Genomic DNA, 23,778 nt, shown 5'->3' with positions numbered 1-23,778 from the left:
ATGGGATTCTTCGAGCGCCTGCGCGACAAACTCAACCTCGCGGTTGAGTCTGATGAACAACTAACAAGTGAACCTGTTCACCCTGATCTAGAACAAGCGCGGGAGCGCTACCTGGAGCGCCTGCAGGCGCTGGGAATCCCCACTCCAAGTGAAGGGTCGCAACCGGCCAAAAAGAGGGATGTATCGAAGCTCTACGAAGTTGCTCCGTCGATTGTGGACCTATTGCCCTGGGTCGAATACTTACCTGAGGAGCAGGCCATGCTGCTCGAGGACGGGGTATCGCGCGCGGCTTTCTTTGAGCTTGTACCGATCGGGACCGAGGGTCGAGAAGCCGAATGGCTACATCTTGCCAGGGACGCACTTGAAAATGCTCTGCAGGACAGCTTGGATGAGCTGGAAAGCTCGCCCTGGGTGCTACAACTCTATGCCCAAGACGAAACACGCTGGGACGAGTACCGGGAAAATCTGAACAAATACGTGCACCCTCGAGTACAGGGGAGTGAGTTCACCAAGCTCTACCTGGCCCTCTTTCAGCGTCACCTGGACGCGATTTCAAAACCTGGTGGACTTTTCGAAGATACGACGGTCAGCAAGCTGCCATGGCGGGGTCAGAACCGTAAGGTTCGCCTGGTCGTATATCGTCGGGTGAAAAAACAGGATCTCAACGTGCGCGGCCAAGATCCTGGCTCCTACCTGAAACTGATCTGCGAGCGACTCATCGGCGCCCTGGCAAATGCCGGCGTGGTTGCAAAACGCCTAGACGAAACGGGAATCCAAAATTGGTTGATCCGTTGGTTCAATCCATACCCTGATCATCTAGGCGACAGTGACCAGGACATTCGACGGTTCTACGAACAAGTATGTGAGCCGCCCCGTGACCTCGAGGACGGTGAGCTTCCCCTAGCCAGCGGCACTGATTTTTCGCAGAACCTTTTTTTCAGAGAGCCGCTGTCAGACGTTGATAAAGGCCTGTGGGTTTTCGATGGCAGACCCCATCGAGTAGTGATGCTCGACCGGTTGAAAAACCCGCCTAAGACCGGTCATCTAACGGGTGAAATTAGACAAGCAGATGCGCTCAACGCCCTATTTGACCGTCTACCTGAGAACACAACACTTTGCATCACCATGGTGCCGACACCCCAGGACCTCCTCGAGGGGCACCTCGAGCAGCTGTCAAAGAAAGCGGTTGGCGATACTCAGGCCTCGCTGCACACGCGGCAAGACGTTGAAACTGCTCGCACCATCCTTGGTCGCAAGCACAAACTTTATCGCGCCAGCGTGGCCTTCTTTCTGAGCGGCAAAGACAGGTTCGAGCTGGATCAGCGATCAACCCAGCTCTGCAACGTACTGCAAGCTGCCGGCATGCATCCAGTGATGCCGCAAGATGAAGTCGCACCTCTCAACAGCTATCTGCGCTGGTTGCCTTGCAACTTCGATCCGAACGAACGTCGAGCCATGGACTGGTACGTCCAGTTGATGTTCGTTCAGCATATTGCGAATCTGGCCCCGATCTGGGGGCGCTCGACAGGAACCGGCCACCCAGGATTCACATTTTTCAACCGCGGCGGTGCGCCCCTCACATTCGATCCCTTCAACCGGCTTGACCGGCAAATGAATGCCCATGGCTTTATTTTCGGCCCAACCGGATCGGGCAAGTCCGCATCCCTGACAAACGTGATCTGCCAGATGCTTGCGATTTACGGTCCTCGGATGTACGTCGCCGAGGCCGGTAACAGCTTCGGCTTACTGGCACAGTTCGCACAGAACTTGGGGCTGTCGGTGCATAGAGTACGCCTAGCGCCGGGTTCCGGCGTGAGTCTTGCCCCCTTTGCAGATGCCATCAAACTGGTCCAGACCCCAAATATGGTCAAAGTCCTCGATGCGGACGACATCGAGGCCTCCGACGCCACTTCCCAGCGCGCAGAGATGGAAGATGAGCAGCGGGACATCCTCGGCGAAATGGAGATCATTGCTCGTTTGATGATCACTGGCGGCGAAGAAAAAGAAGATGAACGCATGACCAGGGCCGACCGAAGCGCCATCCGACAAGCCATTCTTGCCGCTGCCAATACCTGCGTGAAGGCGGGGCGCGTGGTGTTGACCCAGGATGTGCGTGATGCCCTGTACGAGGCCTCTCGTAACGAAGGAACCCCCGAAACTAGGCGAAACCGGCTTTCGGAAATGGCTGAGGCGATGGACATGTTCACCATGGGTGCGGACGGCGAGATGTTCAACCGCGAAGGCACCCCATGGCCGGAGGCGGACCTGACTGTCGTTGATTTCGCAACATACGCTCGCGAAGGCTATGCGGCCCAGCTTGCGATCGCCTACATCTCAATGCTCAACACAGTGAACAACATCGCCGAACGCGATCAGTACAAAGGGCGCCCGATCGTCAAAATCACTGACGAAGGCCACATCATCACTAAGCACCCCCTGCTGCTCCCTTACGCCATGAAGATCACGAAAATGTGGCGAAAGCTCGGTGCTTGGTTCTGGCTAGCAACACAAAACATCGATGATATCCCAGCCTCCGGTGCCCCTATGCTCAACATGATTGAGTGGTGGATGTGCCTCAATATGCCGCCCGATGAGGTCGAAAAAATTGCAAATTTCCGAGAGCTCACGTCAGCACAGAAAAAAATGATCCTTTCTGCAAGTAAGGAGAGCGGGAAATTCACCGAAGGTGTGCTTCTGGGCAAAGGCAAAGAGTTCCTCTTCCGTGTAGTACCACCGAGCCTATATCTCGCCCTTGCCATGACCGAAAGTGAAGAAAAGGCCCAGCGCTTCAAGATCATGCAGGAGCTGGGATGCGATGAGCTTCATGCAGCACTTCAAGTAGCCGCGGATCTCGATCGGCAGCGCGGTATCGCATCGTTCCCCATCAAATTTCCTGAAAACAAGGCCATGGAGCACCAGGCATGAGAGTCCTCAATACCTTGACCCAGAATTTAATCGAGAGCCTGACCCAGCTGCTTAAAAGCCCGGGCGAGGATGCCCTGCAGGCGCTCGAGGTGTGTGCCCCTGTACTGATCGAAGAGCTGCAACAGATCAAAAGTAATGCTCTTGATCGACGCGAAGTGATGCCACGGATTCAGTCAGCACTGAACGAGTGGTTACAGCGACACCCACAACAGGAAGACGCCTTGAAGGACCTTCTAGCGGCCCTGGAACGACAAAAGCTACTGGCAGAGATCTCTAAGGCCACCGAGGAACCTAAGACATGAACGCAAAGCGTAAGGACATAGTCCTTTTTGCGATCATCGCGGCCGTCGCATTAATCACGTTTGTCGCGATTCCTGTGGTGTACCTGTCGAAAAGCAAACCACCAGGTGGCTCGAACAAGGGGCAAGAGAGTTCCTGGCTCTATGGTAAACCGGATGCCAGGTGGACCATCACCGAGTATGCCGACCTCGAGTGTCCGTACTGCAGGACTTACACCCCACAACTCATGCAGTGGATCGATGGGCAAACAGACGTCAACCTCGTCTGGCACCATTTTCCACTGCAGATGCATGGAGCTGCAGCGCTTAAAGAGGCGCGCATGGTGCAATGTGCCGGCAAACTTGGAGGGGGTAAGGCATTCTGGAATGCGATAGAGCAGGTCCTGCAGCACACGCGGGGCGATGGCCAGGGACTGGTCACGCCTATTGTCCTGTCGGGTATCGACATAGCAGAGCTTGATAGATGTGCGGCTCTCGATACAGAGGTCGCTCAAGAGGTCGATCGGCAACTGCAGTTGGCACAGCAGGCTGGAGTAGCAGCAACACCGACAATAGAGATTACTGATACCCAAACAGGACGTTCTGTCCGACTTGAAGGCCCTATTGACGAAGTATCGATACTTTCGGCAATGGACAGTTTGGCATTCCAACCGATAGGTGGCCCCAAGGGTAGCTAAAAGAGTTGCTACAGCCCACTGCCGAACAGGCAGACGGTACATTGCCTCGGTCTAGAACAACCTGTCTTGGATCGGGGCATTGTTCTTTGGAGGCCTGCCCTTAATATCTGGAGGGACGCAAAAAAACCCAACGCCCTGAATATCCATTTCCTGCTGCACACTGATGTGAGTAAACCCAGGCTGTACCGGTCAAATTACGACCAGGTGCAGACCCATGCTCAACGTCCCACTTCTGGCCAGGCTGCAAGCCGCCACCATCATCTTAGGTTCACTAGCACTCGGAAACGCTCACGCTGAGGCATGGGCAGTCACCGACTCCATGCATCCACTGGTGATTCCTGCAGGCGTTCAGGTTCGCGTCATTTTGCTGGATGACCAGGAGCGCCTGGAAAACCAGCTATCACGTAACCTTCCCCCCAATCCCCAGCAGGCCACAATCGCTGCTCAACGAATGATGAAGAGCGCAGAGGGCATCCGCCTAATCGGGGAGTTGGCCAAAGCGCAGCAGGGGCTGACTGATGCCTGGAGTGCCGGCATTGAGAAGATCCCGGCTGTAGTAGTCGACCGAAAGTACGTTGTCTACGGCCAACCTGACGTTGCAGTTGCCTTGAAAGTTATCGAGCGCTCAAGGAGGCAGCAATGAGATCTCGCACGTTGGCATTTGCGCTGACTGCGCTCACTTCATTTTCAGCATCGGCCGCGATCAACACGGCGGCAATCGTGGCGTCTACTGCCTCCCCGACCTGCCTGGATTATCGGGTTGTAGGGATCTGCTACTGGCTGCTGTGTACGCCCTTCGGTTGCAAGGTCAAGACCTCGGTCAAGGTCCGTCACTACGTGCCCGACGCCGTTGTGTCGGCCTACGCCAATACCGGCGAAAACCCATGGGTGGAAGTCAGCCCAATGGGCATGCCGAATCCCACAGCGCAAGCCGGGAACAACGGAACAACGAACCACAACGCCGAAAACAACATCTCGAAGTTCAAAAACGCTGACGTAATCGGGCACCCAGGTGGGGCTGTTTTCAGCAAGTTTGCCGCCGCTTCGGGCTACGCATGCCCAGGTGCCACCCTCCCCTTCGTTCCATACATGCTCAGTACCCTCGACACCCTTGCATGGCGCCATGGGCTCCCCGAGGTCGTCTATCCAGAGGCCCTGATACCTGGTCTGAGGGAGGTTGGCGGCCTCCTGTCCGCGAACATGTGGGGAAGCATCTACCCGCGCAGCGGATTCATTCACCAGAGTGACGACTTCAAAGCAGCAGCGGTGATCGCTCAACGTGCCGGCGATATCACAACACGTGTGGGCCAACCGCACGTCTACGTGCCAATGCGGACCTTTCCAATGCCTGGCTACTGGCCCGCCGGCGAACTCCTCGAGGACGACTACTCGACCGGGAAGTGGCAGCAACTCACGCCTTCCCTGAGCCTTACCTGCGCAACATTTCCTACCAGCGGGTGGGGAATAGGCACAGATATGGAAGCGGCCAATGGCGCTTATGCCTGGGCTCTCTGGCGCCCCTACTCGTGCTGCCAACGGCGCGGGCAAATTTTCCTCGGCAGCACCGACTTTCAATAACTCAGCGACGGACGTGAAGAATGAAGAAGATGACCCAGGCTATCGGATTAGCCATCAGCTTGAGCGGTACCGTGGCTTTTGCGGCTGACCCAATCAAGGTTGAGTCTCAGGGCAGCGTGATTGGCGACGACGTGCTGTACAGCATCGGCGGGGGCAGTGCTGTGAGCATGGGTAGCGCCGGGCAGATGGAAAGCATCACCGTCGGAGCTGGATGGCAGAACAACCTGATCTGCGGAAACATGGACTTGAGCCATACCCTGGAGAACCAGCTAAACGGCGCCACGCAGGGCTTTCAAAACATCATGAGCAACGTCATCCAGAGTGCTACAGGCGCGGTGATGTCGCTGCCGGCATTGATTCTGCAAAGAGCAAACCCCGCACTGTACAACCTGCTGACTAACGGCATCCTGCAGGCGCGCCTCGATTACGATCGATCGAAGGGTACCTGCAGGGCAATGGCCGAGCGCATGGCCGACATCGCGGGTGGCCAGGCCGGCTGGGGGAAGGTCGCAGAAGGACAAAAAATGGGACAGGCCTTGTCCTCGGGGAATGACGCTGTTGCCGTGGTGGACAAAGTTGAAAACGGCCCAGGTAACTCCGGGGTTACATGGGTAGGAGGTGAGCAAGCAGGCGGCTCAGGACAAAAACCCATCAAGGTTGTGAGCGACGTCGTCAAAGCCGGCTACAACCTACTCAATGGCCGCTCGGCTACTGAGACCTCCCGCGTTCAACAATCGAACTGCTCGAACGGCCTGGTGTGTGGTTACTGGGAGTCTCCTACCGAAGCCGCGCAGTTTGCGAACCGGGTCCTGGGCGAGCAAGAAATCAAAACCTGCGAAGGCTGCTCCAGTGCCTCGACGCCCGGCGTGGGGCTCACGCCACTGATCCAGGAAACCTACGATAAAAAACTGACAGCCATCCAGGATCTGCTGAAACCTGGTACGCACATCACATCAGAAAAACTAAGAGAGGCCAGTAGCGACTCTCTGCCAATTACCCGCGGTGTGATCAACGCACTGAGGGATGAGCGCGATCAAGCAGTGCTGGCACAGCGTTTGGCATCCGAAGTGGCGCTCTCGGACATTCTCGGCAAAGCGCTGATGTTGAATCGCATGCTGATAACAGGATCTCGAGAATCGAACGTCGCCGCGAACAATCTGGCCGTGGAACAGACAACTACCCAATCCGAGGTTCTGCAGAAGGAAATCGACAATCTCAAGATGGAGCTGGATCTTCGGCGCGACCTGGCGAACAACTCACCGATGGCGATCATTGAGCGCGGCAAGACTCGCGCTGAGAACTCTCGGACGATCTACCAAGCTGCTCCCGAAAGCGATCGTCTGCAACAGCTGCAGAAACCTGCAGGCAGGGAGTAACTCATGAGCCTGCCAGAGGACCTCGCGAAGAAGCCCACGGTACTCAGGCGCCTGGCGGGTGGCCTAGCCCTGTGTGTGTTTTTAATGATTGTGTGCGTTGTGATCAGCCTGATTGCACTCAACAATCTAGGTGCCATGGAGACCTGGTCGACATGGCGAAGCAATAACTACCTCACAATGGCGCTGTGGAGGCTGTTCCTCTACAGCCTCATCGTCTTCGTCTGGCTGCGTTTGAAGCGACAGCTACTCCCACCCTCTGCTCAAGCCCAAAAACGCCTCATACGAGTCGAAGGGCTCGTTCTCATGTTGTTCCTGGTGCTAGAGGTCAGTAAGGCGCCGATCCCCTGGGAGGAAGTTCTATGACCCTCTACACGAACGACTACCTGGAGTTCTACCTGACACTTGTCGGCTGGCTGATCAACAACGGTATCTGGGACATGATCTCTGACACCGGCCTGTTCGCTCTCCCCTTCTTGATCATCGTCGTGAGGGAATGGATCAAGGTTCGCCAGGAAGGTGCAGATGAAGGCAACAAGGGGGTCTTGTCGCTGGCTAGGATTGAGACCCAGCTGTACATCGGTTACGTGGTTGTTTCTCTGTGCGCCATCCCCGTGATGAGTGTGGGCTTCGATACCCTCCAGTTCGACCAGACCAGGGCTAAGCAATGCCAAGTGCTGCTGCCGGCCCCAAGCGATACCGGATGGAATACCACCTTCAGTTCGCTGACCGGCAAGAGCGCAAGGATCCCGATCTGGTGGGCTGTAATGCACTCGCTGAGCAAGGGCCTGAACAGCGGAGCGGTAGCGGCGATCCCCTGCGGTACCGATCTTAGGCAGATGCGGATGGACGTCGACGCGATCCGGATTGATAACCCCTTGCTTGCTCAAGAGGTGGCTGACTTCACACACGACTGCTTCGGCCCTTCCCGGGCGCGCCTCTTCATGCGTCAGCCGGATCTCGGCTCTATCACAAAGGACCCCAAAACCCTGCAGGACCTCAACTGGATCGGTTCACGCTTCCTGCTGAACACATCTGGCTATTACGACACGGACTACTCCAAGACTCCTCGCACAGCATGGCCATATGACGCTAAACGAGACGATGGGCTGCCCCAGGTCACCGGAGGTGGAGGCTATCCGACATGCAAGCAATGGTGGTCGGACGGCAGTATTGGGCTACGAGATCGCCTGCAGGCGCAGGTCGATCCCACCCTGATGAACAAGTTTCTTGGCTGGGCGAAATGGCTGTCTAAAGACGAAGTCACGGACTCGATGATTCGACAGGTCGTCTCACCGTCCAGCCAGGTCAATGGAGACGTGTACTCCGACTATGGTGGCCAGATCGGCGGGACAATGTGGAATGGGCTAGCTCGCGCCGGTGGAACACTCGGAGTTGGGGTGGGCTCACTGGCGTACTTTCCGGGGATGGATATCGTTCGTCAGGCGCTGCCGATGGTGATGGCCTTCCTCAAGATGGCAATGGTGATCTGCCTGCCCCTGGTACTGATTATTGGTGCCTACCAACTGAATGTTGCGATGACCATGTCAGTGGTGTTCTTCGCACTGATTTTTGTCGACTTTTGGTTCCAGCTGGCACGTTGGGTAGATAGCACCATCATCGATGTACTTTACGGCTCAGGCTCACCGCATCTTTCGTTTGACCCGGTGATGGGGCTAAACACTACAACTCAGGATGCAATCCTTAACTTCGTCATGGGGGCCATGTTCATCATCTTGCCGACGTTCTGGGTTGTAGCTCTAGCTTGGGCAGGGGTAAAAACAGGAAATATCATTGGCGGGCTCTCTGCTGGAACCAAAGATGCTCAAGCCGCAGGAAAGGACGGAGGAAAACTTGCAGGAGATGCAATAAAAACCGCTTCAAGATAAATCAAAGGCCAGCAGATAGCTGGCCTTTATTATTTTGAGGAAAACTCAATCATTGAAATATAAGTAGTAATCAGGGTGCTCATATTCACCGTAAAAAGGCGCTCTATATTGCTGATCTTCACTCTCAGAAGTAGCTTTATCTTCTTTAAAGAAATCCACGTTATCGGTATCAATCTTCGAAAAAGCGTACAGACCGATGCCCAAAGAGATTGTCGTCAGAAGAGCAGAAAGGATCCAACTGAATGAGTTCACCAGGACAGCGCCCAAGACTACAAGAACGATTGCGCGCTTGATCCAACGGACCATTGGGTTGCGATCATGCAGACAGAATCGTGCCGCAGTCCCCAGTGCGCTACCGAGGCGATGAGCAAAGGTTGTAGTGGCTGCTGCTGTCATGATCTATGTCTCGAGTCCGTAAGAACACCATATTTTCAGGTATACGACACCTTTGATGTTTTAGCAAGGGACATGGCGTAAAATGCCATGCCACCCATCACGTAGGACACTCTCATGGCCACACACAACGTCATAGTCCCCAACCCCATGGAACAGTCAATCGACCAGCTGGTAAGGGATGGCCGCTACCAGAACTTCAGCGAGGTCGTGCGCGCCGGCCTTCGAATGCTGCTCGAGCATGAAGCATCGGAGTCCGCCAGGCTCGAAGCCCTGCGCAACGCTACATCGATCGGCATCATGGAGCTTGAGTCTGGGCAGTTTGATGCTGTAGCTGTTGAGGATCTGGAGGCTTACTTCGAGAACCTGGGCCAGCTGGCAAGCGAAAAAGAATGAGCCAGCTCCAGGTACACATTTCGAAGCAGGCCCGAACTGACGTCATAGACATCCTACGGTACACAGAAGTGAGGTTTGGCGAGGGTGCCCGTCGTCGGTACCAGAGTCTCCTGCAGAACACTTTTCGATCCCTTGGAGAGGAGCCTGAGAGGTTGGGCAGCGTCACTCGCGAGGAGATCTCGCCAGGCCTGCGAAGCCTGCACCTGTTCTTCTGCCGATCGGAGAATACCGAAGGCCGAGTGGTAAGGCCCAGGCACATCGTGTTCTACCGCTCCAATGAGGATCAGGTCGTTGAGGTCGTGAGAGTCTTGCATGACGCAATGGAGCTCACACGACACTTGGGCTACCTGCAGAAGCCCTAAAATCGAGCTGGGCGAGTGTGTTTTGAGGTTGTTTATAATTTTTTCCTGCTCGATCCTGTAGGCCAAAGCGGCCTGTTCCTACCGACAAGGCCCGCGCATGGCGGGCTTTTGATCGGCGGCGAACTCCTACTTGTTCGGGCTTTCGCAGATTCGATGAAGTGACAGGGCACTACCCAACACAACACCGAGGTAAACGGCGCCATTTGCACCAAGTGGCAGGTCAAGGCTGAGGCCGAAAAGGTGCATAACCCCAAGTGCAAGGGCCAGGACGACACAGCCGAACATCAGATACATCAGTGCTTTTGCCATCACGAATTCCGTTATTGGGTGTACCTGGGCGAATTCCCTTAACTTGCGACCTTGGCGGCGATGCCTGTCGAAAACTGTTCTGTGCAAGCATCATCTTTGAACTGAACGTGGGTGCCGTCGAAGCTGAATGGCAAGCTGGAAACGTTATTGGGTTTTCCCAACTCGGAAACCAAGTGCTTGCGAGCTAAGCCGATACCGTAATGATCCATGTCTGCAGGAAACATGCTGACCAGAACCAGCTTTTTCCCGTTCGTAAACGACTCGGCCTCAAGGGCTTGAATTGCGGAACAGATCGAAGCTCGATCCCAGTTACCGACCTCATCAACTACAACGGCAGCATGGTTCGCCCAGTCAACAGCAGACAGGTCGAACACATCACCGCTGAGGTTCACGGGCCGAAAGAGCTGTACGGAACCCTTGTGCTTTTTCACAAACCGATCAAGAAGAGTGGACTTCCCAACCCCTGTGCGACCGGTTAGCAAGATTACGCTGCATTTGTTCTTACTCACGGTTCAACCCTCTACCACTACATGTTGTGTTTGATCAGCTGGTCAGCGACACAAGATGGGGTCTACTACCTCGGCCCAGCGCAGGGGCTGGGCTTGGGCATCTCTCGCATGCGAGAAACGATTTCCTAGACATGTGGGCTTTGGGTCATCTGCGATGCCTTGAGTACCCATGCAGCAAGCTGCGCGCCTTCTCGCTGAGAGTGCTCAAGGCAGCGGGACCATTCTTGTAGGTTGCTGGGTCCGGTGGCCTTTAGCTGTTCACGGGCCTGAGCGTAGCTTTGGAGAGCGGCAATCCCTTCAGCACCTAGTGTCAGCGTCAGCGATGCCCCCTCGCAGGGAGTGATGGTGTCCTCCAGCTCGATCTCTGTTCCAGGTGCTGGGGCATTACCGTCCACAATCACAAATCGGCCACTGCCGATTTCAGCGTCATAGTCCATGAGCATGCTGTCTCGGTCCCACATCCAAAGCGAGTGGGACAAAATATCGTGCGCTGGATAGCCAGCCCCACAAGGCTTGAGCTGAAACCATCCTCGACCGGCGCCGGCCCCAGGCACGAATCGCCCTGGCAAATTGCCGTCGCCGTTGTTGGTCTTGGTCATGACCATAGTCATCGTTCTAGGCATAAACTCTCCCTTTAAACACAAGATGTTCTGTTCAATCAGCTGCTCATAGGTACTAAATGTTGTGCGCCGTGTCGGTGGCGGGGGCTTTTCAGTCGTGCAGGTAGCCGCACCCGCGCAGCGCCACACTCAGTTGAAACATCACCTGATTAACCACATTAGCGAGCTCAGTTTCCAGCGCCTCCAGCACCGAGTGATCGTAGCCAGACGGACCAAACACCAGGTCATGCACCTGGCGGTCGATGGTTTGAAAGCGCTGCACCAGCTCCACGCAACCCGGATCAATATCAATGCCCACCGCCCGCTCCAGACCCAGCCCAGGGCGGGGCTGATGGCGCGTCGACACGCCGTCGGCATCGGCCGCTTCGGCCGCTTTCTGCACGTACTCCAGTTCCACGGCTACCGCGCTGCTCAGGTAGCTGAATACAGCGCCGCTGATCTGGTTGCGCTTGTCGAGATTGGCCAGGTACGCGGTCAGCTCGTCACGCGCCGCACGCAGGTGTTGGGCGAGGTCGTGCCCTCGCTGCGGGTCCAGGCCCGCCGGTCAATCTCGCGACGGGCCGCCTGGATCACGGTTTGGCTGTCGTAGGTGGCAGGCTTGTTCAGGAAGTCGCGCATGGTGCGGGATCCTTCTATTGAGAGGGGGGAATTCATCTGCAGCTGCCCAGCAGGTGCTGGGCTGGGCGGTGAAGCTGAGAACACCCTCGCCGAACAGCTGATTCAGCGCATTAGAAAATGATTAGTTGAATAGGCTCTCATTTTTAGAGGTCGACGGGCGGAAGGCTTCAATGACAGTGAACCGTCCAGAGTTGCTCTAGTCGTGTGGTGTAGCTGCGGCTCATCATCTCTCTGCGCATGCCCCAGGCAGGTTCTTGGGAGTCCTCTAAAGGGAAATGGCCCAGGGACAAATGGAGTTTAACGGCTAATGGAATGGATCAGAATGGTAAAAGCCCTATCCAAAATGGCCGCTGCCAGCGGGTAAAATGGAAAAGCTGATTTTTAAAGGTACCGTAAGCACCTGTAATCATCTTCTTCGAAGTCCAGGCAGACCGTACCGCCGAGCACACTCCCCCCTTCGATCAACTACCGCGACTAGCCAACTTAGGTTAATAGGCGGCGAAGGCCTCAGATCGGTTCTGTGCCGGCTAAATACTCTGGCAGGAGCCCGTTGCCGCTGTACAGCGGGTAGTCTCTGCCTACGCACCGAACCTGCTGGGGGACGCTCAGCTCATGGGATGGCTTCCTGTGGACTGACCAGCATCATCTGCAGCGCCTGCAGGTGCTGTGCCGTAGCCTCCATCAAGCTCGTGGCAATCTCGTCCACATGCCGCCGCTGCCAGGATTCCAGGGGCGTGCCCTTGACCCACTGGTTGAAGGCGCCGAGCGCCGGGCCGGTCTGTACCTGATAGTTGGCCTGGTCCGCGCTTTCGCCGCTGAAGGCCAGCTTGGTCGAGTAGGCGAAGTACCAACGAAACACCCGGGCCATGCGCACCTTGGGGTTGCTTCGGGCCAGGGCCAGGTCTGCTTCGCGGCCCTGGGCCAGCAGATAGTGCTCGCACTCTTGCCAGACCTGCTCCAGCGTGCGCTTGAAGAACAGCCGCTCCAGCACGCCGCGAATGTTATGCGGTATCGCCTCGAGGCTCTCGTAATGACAGTAGAGCGCATACAGGCGGTTGGCCCGCATGGGAAACAACACCCCTCGCTTGAGTACCTGCACCCTGCTCCCCCGCTCGAACAGGTCCCCCGCCGGGGCATAGGCCATGTCGTGGATGCTCACGTCCTGCAGCATGGTCTTGACCAGGTCCGTGGCGCCCGACTCGACCGTACACTGGTTGATCGACCCGGTCAGGATGAAGTCGGCCCCCATCGCGAAGGCCGCCGCCGCGGCTGCGGGAGTGCCGATGCCCCCAGCCAGGCCGAGGCAGATGGGCTCGGCATACCCCGCCCGGGCTTGCAGTGCGTCGCGCAACTGCAACATTGCCGGCAGCACGATGGTCGGGATACCGCCATCGGTATGCCCGCCGGAATCGGCTTCGACGCAGATGTCATGGCTCATGGGTACCTGCCGAGCCAGTTCGGCCTGCTCCTCGGTGATATCCCCGGCCCTGCGCAGCGCCGCCACCAGCGCCTCCGGCGCCGGGCTCATGAAGGCTTCGGCCACCTCGAGCCGCGAGACCTTGGCCAGCACCCGGTGCCTGCACACCAGCGTGCCGTCGGCGTCGCGCGCAAGTCCGCGCAGCCGGAACAGCACCAGCGGCAATGTGATCTCGATGAAGGCCGCCGCCTCGATATTGCGAATGCCGCGGGCCAGGTACATCTCCACCGTCGCTCGCTCATGACGAGGATCGTCGTACTCCGCCAGCAGGTTCAGCCCGTAGGGCTCGCCCGCCGGCAGCGCGGCTTGCAGCGTGCCGATCGCCTGTTCGATCTGCGCCAGGCTCAAGCCTCCGGTCCCCAGGTAGCCGAGCAGGCCGGCCCGGCCCAGGCGGATCACCAGCTGCGGTGAAGCAGTGCCGCGATACATGGCTCCGGCGACATAGGCGTACTTCAAGCCGTAGCGCCGGCGGAACAGCGCACTGCCCAGGTCCTGCCCGCCTTGGCGCCGTTCGCTTGTCGCGGTGCCGACCATCCGTGTCATTGGGTCGGGAGCATTTCCCATATCCATGTCCTCGATCAAAGTCAGTTCCTAGATCAACCCGGCATTGGCCAGTTCCTTCAGGTAGCCCGAAATGAACTTCCGATCGATCGGCGCCAGCCAGTCCTGGGCCACCGGACCGTCGATGAGCGAGCGGGTGCGTTCGGCAAATCTGTGGCTGTCGAACTCGGGCTGGTTCAATACCTCCTGTAATTCGTCCAGTTGATAGATCGATGAATACAGGCTGTAGGATCTTGGCCGGGCGTCCAGCGCTTGCAGGCGGGCCACGAACTCCTGGCTCCAGGCTTCGGAGCTTCCCAGCTTCTCGAGCGGATAACCCAGCTCCCGTACCCAGTCCACCAACACGTCCAGGCTGGGGGCGTCGGGCGCGTTGCTCTGGACGTGGTAGATGGAGTACCCGGCCTCCACGCCCAGGCTGATCTGGGCAATCGAACGTGCGGCCGCATCCACCGGCAACCCGCGAAATATCGGGGTCATGGAGCGGGAACTGTCTAGATGGAAAGACGGCGGAGCAATAGCGGTTTGCACCAAGCTGACCAGAAAGCGCGAGAAGATGTCGGCGAAATTGACGAACCCAGGCTGGGTACTGTGGGGCAACAGCATGCCGCAACGGAACACCTTGACCGGTATCGCCCACTTCTCCCATGCCTCCTGCAAGAGTACCTCCCCGGCCCACTTGCTGGCCGCATAACCGGCGGCGTAGCGCCCTGCTCCAAGGCAGTGGTCATACAGGTCCAGAGCCTTCTCACTCTCGTGGATCGGCTCGTTCCGGTGCACCGCACTGCCCACGGCGATGCTCGAGATGAAGTTGATGGCCTTCTTCTTTCCCGAAAGCGCCAGACGTATCACCTCGGCAGTGCCGTGGACATTGGTCCCGTGCAACTGGTTGTAGGCCAGCATGTGATTGACCAGGGCGCCGTTGTGCACGATGGCCTCGACCTTGTGCACCAGCATGTCCCAGGTCGGTTGCGCAAGGCCCAGGCGCGGCTTGGTCAGGTCGCCCGCCAAGACCACCAGACGTCCGGACCGCTCCAGCGCGACCAGGCGTTGTTGCAGTTCGGTGGACGCCGCCAAGCTCTCGAGCAGGCGCTGCCGCGCTGCTGCATCCGAAGTTGCCCGCACCAGGCAATACAGGGTCCCCGCGCGTGGAGCCAAGCCTTGCGCCAGGTCCAGGGCAAGGAAGCGCCCGGCGAACCCACTGGCCCCGGTCAACAGGACCTGGCTTGGTGGTAGATCGGTGGGTTGCGCAAGTTTCGCTGCCGCGCGCAGGATGTCCGAACCGATCAGGGTGTCCAGTCGAAGCTGGTTCGCCAATACCCGCGATGGCGATTCAAGCTGGTGGCCGGCGGGTGATGCCATCGCAGCCGATACCGGAGCCGGATCAAGCGATGGCTGAGACGGAATCGCTGCTCGCTGGGGCGCGCTTGCCACCGGCTGCGGCGTACCCGGGACAACGGGCGACTCGGTGCCTCGTAGTTGGCCGACCAGGGCCGCCAGCTGTCTGATAGTCGGGTGTTCATAGACCTGGCTGGTATTGATCGAGATCGAGTAACGCTGGTTTATCTCGCGGATCCACTCCACGGCGATAATCGAATCCAATCCATGTTCGGCGAGCATTTCCTCGGGATCGATTTCCTGGCTGTCGATGCGCAAGGACTGGGCAAGGCTTGTCGTCAATTCCTGCTCCAGCGCACCCTGGTCGATCTGGTTCCGCAAGGAGGCCGAAGCTGGCGCGGCGACCTGCGGCTGCGACTGGATAGCGATCGTCGCTGCGCGCTCCATCTGCGTCGCCCCCAAAGACTGGCCGGAATCCTGCTCGTCGGCTGCGGTATTCAAGGCAACCGCCCTCGGGCGTTCCCTGGCTTGTTGCACCAACTTGGCCATCTCGCGAATCGTCGGGAATTCATACACCTGGCTGGTGTTGATCGAGATCGAATACAGCCGATTGAGTTCACGAATCCACTCCACGGCGATGATCGAATCAAGACCATGTTCAGAGAGCATCTCGTCAGGGTCGATTTCGTTGACGTCAATCCGCAGCGCCGCCGCCAGGGTTTCCTTGAGAGTCCGCTCCAACTCATCCAGCCCAGCGTTCTGCTGATGGAGATCCGCTACGGTGTCGATATCGGAGATGCTCCGGGGTGCCTGCGTGAGCGCATGGGCTGCGGCCACCTGCACCGTGGAATGCCCGCTCGACGCCCCGCCCTGGGAAGCTACGGCCCGTAGCTCGGCGCGCTCTTCCGTCGCCCGCAGGCGCAGGCCCCGTGGCTTGCCGGGCAACGACGCAATCGGCGCAGGCTCGCGGTGCGGCTGGCTAGCGCGCGGTTTGGCGGATGCTTGCACCCAGCATCGCTCCAGGGCGAAGGGGTAGGTCGGTAAGCTGATCCGCCGCGGCCGCTGCTGGCCATACAGGCGCGTCCAGTCGATCTCCAGGCCCAATACCCACCACTGCGCCAGTCGCCCCAGCTTGCCCTGGGCGATCAACCTGCTGGCGGTTTCCTGCAGGTCCTCGTCCGCCTGGAAGATCATTTGCAGGCCCGGGTCGCGCTTGATATCGCCATGGAAAATCTCGCCCTGCCCACCCTCTTCGCCCAGGTAAGCCCGCAGCCGGCTGCGCAGGTTATCAACGGAATCCACCACGCAAGCCAGGCGCACCTTCATCGCCTCGCGCCCTACCTGCAGGGTGTACGCCAGGGATTGCAGGTCCACTTCACGGTGCTCCATAAAGGCCAGCAGTTGCTCGACCCGCGCCTTGAGTCCTGTGGCGTTCCGGGCCGAGAGCAGCACCAGCACCGGCTTGGCTTGGGCCGTTTGGGCCGGGAGCGACTGCGGCCGATACTCCTCCAGCACCACATGGGCATTCACCCCGCCAAAGCCGAACGAGCTGACCCCGGCGCGCCTGGGCAGCACGTTGCCCCGGCCATCGACGAGCGCCGGCCAGGGCCGCTTGGCATCCACCACATAGAACGGACTGCCCGCGAGTTCGATCTGCGGGTTCAGCGGCAGGCTGTGCAGGCTCTGGACCAGGCACCCATGGCGCATCTGCAATAGCACCTTGACCAGCCCCGCCACTCCGGCCGCCAGTTCCAGGTGGCCGATGTTGCTCTTGATGGTTCCCAGGCCGACGCTGTGCTCGGCCAACGCATCCTTGCCCGCCAGCTTACGGAACGCCTGCTTCAGGCCCTTGATCTCGATCGGATCGCCCAGCTCGGTGCCGGTGCCATGGGCCTCGATGTAGCCGATGCTAGCCAGGTCCACCCCGGCTTCACGCAGCGCCGTTTCGATCACCTTGGCCTGGGCCTGCGGATTGGGTGCGGTCAGCGAGTTGGCCTGGCCGCCGTGATTCTGCGCGCTACCAAGGATCAAGCCATGGATGTGGTCGCCGTCACGCTCGGCCGCGGACAGTGGCTTGAGCATCAGCATTGCCACCCCTTCGCCCCGTACATAGCCGCCAGCCTGGGCCGAAAACGCCCGGCATCGCCCATCGCCGCTCAGCACCCCGGCATGCATGAAGCTCTCATGGGCCTCTGCTGAAAGCAGGGTGTTGACGCCACCCACCACCGCCTGGTCGCACTGCCCAGTACGTAACAAGGTCACGGCCCGATGCACGGCCACCAGGGAACTCGAACAGGCGGTTTCGATGGGCTCGCTCGGCCCATGCCAGTTCAGCCAGTAGCTCATGCGATTGGGGCCCATCGATCCAGCGGTGCCCACTGCCAGTGCCGCGGTCACGGCCTCGCCGGACTGGGCCAGCAGCTGGGCATAACCCGTGGCGCAGGTACCCACCAGCAGCGCAGTATTGCTGCCCGAGAGGCTTTGCACCGAGTACCCCGCATCCTCGATCACCTTGTAGACCTGCATCATCAGCAAGCGGTGCTGGGGGTCCATGCCCTGGGCCTCGCGGCGTGAAATATTGAAGAAGGCCGGATCGAACCCATCCAGGTCTTCCAGCACTCCGGCATGGCGCAAGGTAGGCTCTGGCCCGGCGCCAAACCGCCCCAGGGGCAACTCACCGATGCAGTCGCGGCCCGCCTCAAGGTTGCGCCACAGCGCGTCGATGTCCTCGGCCTCAGGGAAACGCCCGCTCATGCCGATCACGGCGATCGGTTCGGCGCCCGCCTTGGTCAGGCCGGGCTCGCCCCCCGGGCCTTGGGCTACATGATCGACCCTGGGTGCGGCAACTTTCGGCGCGCTCGCCTCGGACGCTCGGGGCGCCTGGGCCGGGGCAAAGAGCGGCTGCAGTTCGGCCCGGTACTCCTGCGCCAGGTAGCTGGCCAGCGCGGCAATCGTCGGGGTCTCGAAAAACTCCGAGGGCGCCATGTCCAGGCCATAACGCTCATTGAGCAGCCGGGTAAACGCCGTCGAAGCGATCGAATCGAAACCGAACTCGCCAAAGGGCGTATTTCGATCCAGCTCTTCACGGGCGATCTTCAGGTAGTCGGAAATCATCTGGGTGATCGCCGCTTCGACCTGGGTCGCCAGTTCCTGGGCATCCAGGCCGGACGGCGCCGCAGGCGGCTGGGCGCCTTGCGCTTCAGTCGTGGGCCCGGCAGGTGCGGCGGAAAGCGGTTCGATAGGCGTGACGGCATGGCGCACGACGCCGTCGCTGATGGCCAGGATGATTTCCTGGCTCAGGGCCTGGGTCGTGCCGCACGGGATGTCCACGCCATAAAATCCTTGTGTTTGCAGCACGCAGCGCCAATTGGCGGGAGTCAGCATCGGCGTGCCCGGGATACGCAGCTCTGGGTCCTCGGCCAGCCACCACCCGGGCAGCAGGCCGAACGTCAAATGCCCGAACAGGTGTGCCTGGGTGGCCTCGTTCAAGAGCAACAGTCCGTTGCCCTTGAGCAAGCTCTTGACCTGTCCCAGGGTCTGCGTGATGTCTCGGGTCGCGTGCAGCACGTTCGCCGCCACTACCACGTCATAGCCTCCGGCCTGGAAACCCTGGCTCGAAGGGTCCCGCTCGATGTCCAGCAAGCCGGTTCGCAGGTAACCAGCCCGGGGCGCGTAGTGCTGTTGGGCATGCTCGAGAAAGACCGGCGACACATCGGTATAGGCGTACTCGTCGATCTGTCCGGCGTATGGCGCCAGGCGCGCCAAGAGCCCGGCACTGGTACCGCCGGTCCCGGCGCCGACCTCCAGGATCCGCAGGCGCGCCTGGGGCTCAAGGCGCAAGCGCTGCTCGACATAGGCCTGCAGGCGCTCACCCAGCACTGCGTTGAAGTGATCTGCCACCGGGTGATCCCGATACAGGGCTTCGACCCCATCCAGTCGCCCTTCGGGGAACAGCACCTGGGTCGCCTCCCGCTCGCCACGCAATATCGCCGGCAATGCCCGCAGCATCTGGTCGAGCAGGCGTACCTGGGTCTCCAGGCCGCGCGGCTCGGTTCCTGCCAGTACCTGTTCGCAGTAGGCCTGCCACTGCGACCACTGCCGGTCCCAACCGGTATCCGCCTCGGGATGGCCGGCCAGGCGCAACGCCGCTGCACGCCAGCGCTGGTATTGCGGTGCCAGTCCCTGCTCGGTTGCCAACCAACCGTGTTCTTGCAGCAGGCTGTACAGCAGTGGCTTCAGGCGTTGCTCCAGCGCTTGCCAGGCACTGGCCGCAGTGACCGGCGGGGCAAGTAGCGGCGGTACCGGCAGCGACACGACAGGCACCGCGGGCATGAGTTCTGCCACTTCATCGCTGGCGATGCCCCAGGCGGGGGCAACCCTGGCCAAGTCCAGCTTGGCGAACCCAAGACGCTCCAGTGGGCCGGCCAGCCAGTTTTCCAACCACGCCATGGCCTGTGGGGCCTCGATCGAGCCGATTCCGACCTGGGTCATCCGCGCCCGGTAGTCGGGCGATGCCACCACGCCGACCCCACCCCAGTAACCCCAGTGCACCAGTTTTACCGGATAGGGACGTTGCGCATTGCGGGCAAATTCATCGACGAAGCAACAGCCAGCGGCGTAGTTTCCCTGCCCCGCCATCCGCGCGAAGCTTTGCAACGACGAGAAGTACAGCATCAGGTCCAAGGGTTCGTTGCCGAAGACCGCGTCCAGGTTCAGCGCCGTTTCCTGCTTGGCCGCCAGCGCCGCCTCGAAGGTCTGTTCATCCATCTGTGCCAGGCTGCGATCGGCCAGCACCAGCGCGGCGTGCACCACGCCATGCACGGCGCCATAGCACCCGTGGATTTCGCTGAGCGCCGCTTCCAGGGCGGCGCGATCGCGGCCGTCGGCCTGCAGGTACAGGGGCGCCGGGCCCAGCGCCGCGAGGCGTGCACATTGATCGGCTATCGCCTGGTCCTCGCTGCGCCGGCCCAGCCATACCACCTGGGCCTGGTACTGGCGGATCAGGTACTCGCTGAACGCCACGCCAATGCCACCGGCGCCGCCGAGGAGTACATATACCCCCGCCTGGCGGAAGGCCGGTTGCGCCGGTGCGGCGAGCTGGCAGACCAGCAAGCGTTGGCGATAGCCACGGCCCTGGCGATAGGCCAGGGTTTCTCCGGCCACGCCTGGCGTGCGGCCGAGCAGCGCCGACCAGGGAATCGGGTCTTGCGGCGCCAGGTCCACCAGGTCCAGGCGCCAATTGGGGTATTCCTTGGCCAGGCTACCGATCAGACCGTGCACACTGGCCTGGAAGGGATCGCCCAGCTCCTGCGGGCGTACGCCCAGGGCTTGGCGGGTGACGACGCAAAGACCCAGCGGCCGCCCGCCGTGTCCCAGCTCCAGCAGGGCCTTGATCAACAGGAAGGCGGCCTTGGCGGCCCAGGGCTGGCCTGGCGGTACGTGCCAGACCAGGTGTTCGAACGGCTCCTGCTGCTGGAGCCAGGATTGCCAGGCGCCCTGGCCGCCGGCGGTCAATTGGCCTTGCTCCACCTCGCCGCAGATTTCTACCATCCGGCCCCCAGGCCGCGAATCGCTCAGCGTGTTGCCCGGCTGCTCGAGGATTGGCTCCCAGGCCGGCATCAGGCTCAGTTCCTGGAGCGGGTCGGTGTCTGTCGCCTCCAGCGGCGATTTATCCGCCGGCGCCCGGCTGCTGAATCCGCTCAATCGCACCATGACTCGTCCCTCGCTGTCTGCCAGATCGATATCGATCCCGCGTTGTTTGCCCCGGTGGTTCGTAGCGGGTCGCAAGATCGCCCACACCTCATGCGGCAGCGCATGCCACTGCTCGAGCCGCTGTAGCGCAAAAGGCAATGCCAGGGCGTCTTGCGCGGCCAGGCCCAGGCTGGCCTGCAGCGCGCCATCGATCAACGGCGCGGGCAAGCCGACTCCAGGGGGCGTACTAGCGCCGCGCAATCGCGCAAGCACCAGATCGTCAGCCAGCTCCAGGCCCTGCAGCACCTGGAAACTCGGGCCATAGTCCAAGCCAATCCGGGCGAAGCGCCCATAGCAGGCGGCACCGTCTAGCTGACGGCCACACCCCGCGCGCAGTTGCTGGAGGTCGACCCGTGGTTGCTCAGGGCTGCTGTCCAACCGCGCCCGGCCCTGGCTGTGCACCAATGGCTCGCCCTGATCATCGCTGAAGATCCGATAGGCAACAGTGCCTTCGCCCTGCTCCCGCAGGCCGACATGTACTTGCAGCGGCGAGCGGAGCGCCAGGGGGCGCAGCCAAGCGATTTCCTCCAGCAGCACGGGATGCTCGGCCGGCAAGCCACGGGCCTGGGCCATGGCCGCGCGCGCCCATTCCAACTGCATCGCCGCGGGCACCAACGGCTGCCCCGCGACCTGGTGATCGCGCAAGAAGAACTCGTCGCCCGTCAGGGTCGTGGAGAAACGCTGTTCACCTGCCAGCGAGCCGCTGTACTGGAACAGGGGCTGCAACGAGCTATGCAACGTCGGAGGCAGCGGCCCGGGCTCGTCGCCCGCATCCGGGGGCTGCTCGATCCAGTAGCGCTCCCGGGCGAACGGATAGGTCGGCAGGGCCATACGGCCCCCGGGCTGCTCGGCGTAGAGCGACCGCCAGTCGATCTGCGTGCCTTTGACCCACTCCCTGCCCAGCTCCAGCAAGGCCAGCCCGTCGGCCCCAGACAAAGCCTTGGCCGGGTCGACATCCCCCGTGTGCGCAAGGGTCTTGCGAACATCGCCCACCATCACTTGTTCGAGCGCTTGGCCTTCGATGAAGGCTGCGAGTGTCGCGATGACCTGCCCAGGCGCGGTGGCGACAAAGGCCAGCCGTTGCTCCAGCGGCGCCCGCCCCGCCTGGAGCGTATGGGCCAGGGCCGGCCAGTCCACATCCGTAGTGTTCTCGAGGAACGCCTTGAGCCGTGCGGCGCAGCTCTTGAGCTGTGCGGGGCGTTTGGCCGACAGCACGATCAGCAGCGGGTGCTGCTCATCCAGTTCCACCCTGGAGCGACTGGCCTGGGGCCGGCGATACTCCTCGAGCATCAGGTGGGCATTGGTGCCGCTGATGCCGAACGAGCTGACCGCCGCGCGCAATGGCACCCCGCTGGTAGGCGCCCAGGGTTGGCCCGAGGTACAGACGAAGAACGGCGACTGTTCCAGCTTGAGGTCGAAATGCTCGTTGGGGCTGCTGTAGTTGAGGGTCGGTACCAGTTGCCGATGGCGCATCTGCAACAGTACCTTGTGCACACCGGCCACACCGGCGGCGGCCGAGGTGTGGCCGATGTTGCTCTTGACCGAGCCCAGGCCGCAGAAACCCGATTCCCTGGTGCCCTCGCGAAATACCGTGGACAGGGCATTGAGTTCGATCGGATCGCCCAGCTTGGTACCCGTGCCGTGCATTTCCACGTAGCTAATGCTGGCCGGATCGATGCCGTGGCGCTGGTAGACTTCGCGCAACAGCGCGGCCTGGCTGTCCTGGTTGGGCGCGGTCAAGCCATTGCTTCGGCCGTCCTGGTTGATCCCCGAGCCGATGATCAGCCCGTGGATCGGGTCGCCGTCGCGCTCGGCATCTGCGAGCCGCTTGAGCACCAGCGCGCCCACGCCCTCCGCGGGCACGAAACCGTCGGCCTGGTTATCCAGGGTCCGGCATTTACCCGTAGGTGAAAGGACTCCGGCTGCGCACATGCAGACGTACAGCTCCGGCATCAGGTACAACGCCACCCCACCGGCCAGCGCCAGGTCCACTTCGCCGTTGCGCAAGGCCTGGCAGGCCAGGTGCATGGCCACCAGCGACGACGAGCAGGCGGTATCCACCGGAATCGCCGGTCCCTTGAGGTTGAGGAAGTAAGCGATGCGGGCCGCGGCGATCGCCGGGCTGCTGCCAATCATGTCCACCAGGCCCAGGCGCTGCTGGACCAGGGTGCCGTACTCGCTACCGCTGATGCCCAGGTACACGCCGCAGCGCGACTCGCTCAGTTCCTGTGGCGCTCGCCCAGCATCCTCGAAAGCCCGGTAGCCCTCCTCCAAGAACAGGCGCTGCTGCGGATCCATCCGTTGCGCCTCGGTGGGGGCGATATTGAAGAACAGCGGATCGAAGCATTCGATGGCCTCCAGGCTGCCCAGCCACTTGCTGTAGGCCTTGCCCGGCGAAGGTATGGCCGGGTCGAAATAGGCATCGACGTCCCAGCGCGTGGCTGGAATCTCGCCCACGCAGTCGCGGCCGTCCACCAGGTTGCGCCAATAGGCCTCCAGCGAGTCCGCCCCGGGATAGCGGCCGGACATGCCGACGATGGCGATGGCTGCCTGCTCTGGGCAGGCCTGGAGCAATGGCTTGGCGGCCTGTTCGCTGGCGCCAGGCGTGGCGGTGGTTTCGTCCTGCGGCGATCGTGGGTCCATGAATCGACTCCTTCAGTTGTCTGGCAAACCATCCATTGTTCGCGGCCACCCATGGGCCCAGGT

At 60.5% G+C, this 23,778-nt stretch carries 18 protein-coding genes and 1 pseudogene; 10 read left to right on the top strand and 9 right to left on the bottom strand.

Going from position 1 to position 23,778, the window contains the following annotated elements; all coding sequences use genetic code 11:
• The 8 genes from C4K39_RS15405 to C4K39_RS15370 all read left to right on the top strand — a co-directional run bounded on the left by C4K39_RS15405 (position 1) and on the right by C4K39_RS15370 (position 8,741).
• Positions 1 to 2,925: a conjugative transfer ATPase gene (locus C4K39_RS15405; RefSeq protein ID WP_124346882.1), complete on the top strand. Its 2,925-nt coding sequence runs from the start codon at positions 1 to 3 to the stop codon at positions 2,923 to 2,925.
• Complete coding sequence (locus tag C4K39_RS15400; protein ID WP_124346881.1) at positions 2,922 to 3,227, top strand: hypothetical protein; 306 nt, start codon at positions 2,922 to 2,924, stop codon at positions 3,225 to 3,227. Before C4K39_RS15405 ends, C4K39_RS15400 begins: the two co-directional genes overlap by 4 nt.
• Positions 3,224 to 3,901 (top strand): DsbA family protein, encoded by a 678-nt coding sequence (locus C4K39_RS15395; protein WP_124346880.1) that lies wholly within the window; start codon positions 3,224 to 3,226, stop codon positions 3,899 to 3,901. The genes C4K39_RS15400 and C4K39_RS15395 overlap by 4 nt, the downstream gene beginning before the upstream one ends.
• A gap of 214 nt (positions 3,902 to 4,115) precedes the next feature.
• On the top strand, positions 4,116 to 4,544 hold the full coding sequence (locus C4K39_RS15390; protein ID WP_124346879.1) for a TIGR03757 family integrating conjugative element protein: 429 nt from the start codon (positions 4,116 to 4,118) through the stop codon (positions 4,542 to 4,544).
• Positions 4,541 to 5,479, top strand: coding sequence for a TIGR03756 family integrating conjugative element protein (locus C4K39_RS15385; protein WP_124346878.1), 939 nt, complete (start codon positions 4,541 to 4,543; stop codon positions 5,477 to 5,479). The genes C4K39_RS15390 and C4K39_RS15385 overlap by 4 nt, the downstream gene beginning before the upstream one ends.
• A 20-nt stretch (positions 5,480 to 5,499) precedes the next feature.
• The gene (locus tag C4K39_RS15380) at positions 5,500 to 6,855 is read left to right on the top strand and encodes an integrating conjugative element protein (RefSeq protein ID WP_124346877.1); all 1,356 of its coding nucleotides are present in this window, start codon (positions 5,500 to 5,502) and stop codon (positions 6,853 to 6,855) included.
• 3 nt (positions 6,856 to 6,858) lie between these two features.
• Positions 6,859 to 7,218, top strand: a complete 360-nt coding sequence (locus C4K39_RS15375; protein ID WP_124346876.1) for a hypothetical protein — start codon at positions 6,859 to 6,861, stop codon at positions 7,216 to 7,218.
• Positions 7,215 to 8,741 carry a conjugal transfer protein TraG N-terminal domain-containing protein gene (locus tag C4K39_RS15370; protein ID WP_124346875.1) on the top strand — a complete coding sequence of 509 codons (1,527 nt, stop codon included), beginning with the start codon at positions 7,215 to 7,217 and terminating at the stop codon, positions 8,739 to 8,741. Before C4K39_RS15375 ends, C4K39_RS15370 begins: the two co-directional genes overlap by 4 nt.
• Before the next feature lie 45 nt (positions 8,742 to 8,786).
• Here the strand turns inward: C4K39_RS15370 and C4K39_RS15365 are convergent, their stop codons facing one another.
• Positions 8,787 to 9,137 carry a hypothetical protein gene (locus C4K39_RS15365; protein WP_124346874.1) on the bottom strand — a complete coding sequence of 117 codons (351 nt, stop codon included), beginning with the start codon at positions 9,135 to 9,137 and terminating at the stop codon, positions 8,787 to 8,789.
• Between the two features lie 114 nt (positions 9,138 to 9,251).
• Between C4K39_RS15365 and C4K39_RS15360 the strand changes: the two genes are divergently transcribed.
• Together C4K39_RS15360 and C4K39_RS15355 are read left to right on the top strand one after the other, a co-directional pair.
• On the top strand, positions 9,252 to 9,530 hold the full coding sequence (locus tag C4K39_RS15360) for a type II toxin-antitoxin system ParD family antitoxin (protein ID WP_124346873.1): 279 nt from the start codon (positions 9,252 to 9,254) through the stop codon (positions 9,528 to 9,530).
• Entirely contained in the window at positions 9,527 to 9,892 is a 366-nt protein-coding gene (locus C4K39_RS15355) for a type II toxin-antitoxin system RelE/ParE family toxin (protein WP_124346872.1), read from the top strand. Before C4K39_RS15360 ends, C4K39_RS15355 begins: the two co-directional genes overlap by 4 nt.
• Positions 9,893 to 10,018: 126 nt before the next feature.
• Here the strand turns inward: C4K39_RS15355 and C4K39_RS15350 are convergent, their stop codons facing one another.
• The 8 genes and pseudogenes from C4K39_RS15350 to C4K39_RS15320 all read right to left on the bottom strand — a co-directional run bounded on the left by C4K39_RS15350 (position 10,019) and on the right by C4K39_RS15320 (position 23,715).
• On the bottom strand, positions 10,019 to 10,201 hold the full coding sequence (locus C4K39_RS15350) for a hypothetical protein (RefSeq protein ID WP_124346871.1): 183 nt from the start codon (positions 10,199 to 10,201) through the stop codon (positions 10,019 to 10,021).
• A gap of 38 nt (positions 10,202 to 10,239) precedes the next feature.
• Positions 10,240 to 10,710, bottom strand: a complete 471-nt coding sequence (locus C4K39_RS15345) for a P-loop NTPase family protein (protein WP_124346870.1) — start codon at positions 10,708 to 10,710, stop codon at positions 10,240 to 10,242.
• A gap of 125 nt (positions 10,711 to 10,835) precedes the next feature.
• On the bottom strand, positions 10,836 to 11,309 hold the full coding sequence (locus tag C4K39_RS31675) for a hypothetical protein (RefSeq protein ID WP_178083970.1): 474 nt from the start codon (positions 11,307 to 11,309) through the stop codon (positions 10,836 to 10,838).
• Between the two features lie 112 nt (positions 11,310 to 11,421).
• Positions 11,422 to 11,727 (bottom strand): hypothetical protein, encoded by a 306-nt coding sequence (locus tag C4K39_RS15335; RefSeq protein WP_124346869.1) that lies wholly within the window; start codon positions 11,725 to 11,727, stop codon positions 11,422 to 11,424.
• A gap of 77 nt (positions 11,728 to 11,804) precedes the next feature.
• On the bottom strand, positions 11,805 to 11,948 hold the full coding sequence (locus tag C4K39_RS31520; protein ID WP_164487291.1) for a hypothetical protein: 144 nt from the start codon (positions 11,946 to 11,948) through the stop codon (positions 11,805 to 11,807).
• Positions 11,949 to 12,115: 167 nt separating this feature from the next.
• Positions 12,116 to 12,199: pseudogene (locus tag C4K39_RS15330) on the bottom strand (DUF4113 domain-containing protein); the annotation flags it as partial.
• 359 nt (positions 12,200 to 12,558) lie between these two features.
• A complete protein-coding gene (locus tag C4K39_RS15325; protein ID WP_217884143.1) occupies positions 12,559 to 13,989 on the bottom strand; it encodes a PfaD family polyunsaturated fatty acid/polyketide biosynthesis protein in 1,431 nt (476 codons plus the stop codon).
• Positions 13,990 to 14,016: 27 nt separating this feature from the next.
• Positions 14,017 to 23,715 carry a thioester reductase domain-containing protein gene (locus C4K39_RS15320; protein WP_124346868.1) on the bottom strand — a complete coding sequence of 3,233 codons (9,699 nt, stop codon included), beginning with the start codon at positions 23,713 to 23,715 and terminating at the stop codon, positions 14,017 to 14,019.
• Positions 23,716 to 23,778: the final 63 nt, after the last annotated feature.

This window comes from Pseudomonas sessilinigenes (assembly GCF_003850565.1).
Lineage (GTDB): Bacteria > Pseudomonadota > Gammaproteobacteria > Pseudomonadales > Pseudomonadaceae > Aquipseudomonas > Aquipseudomonas sessilinigenes.
The sequence above is the reverse complement of the archived record's forward strand: the minus strand, read 5'-3'. Positions and strand labels throughout refer to the sequence as shown.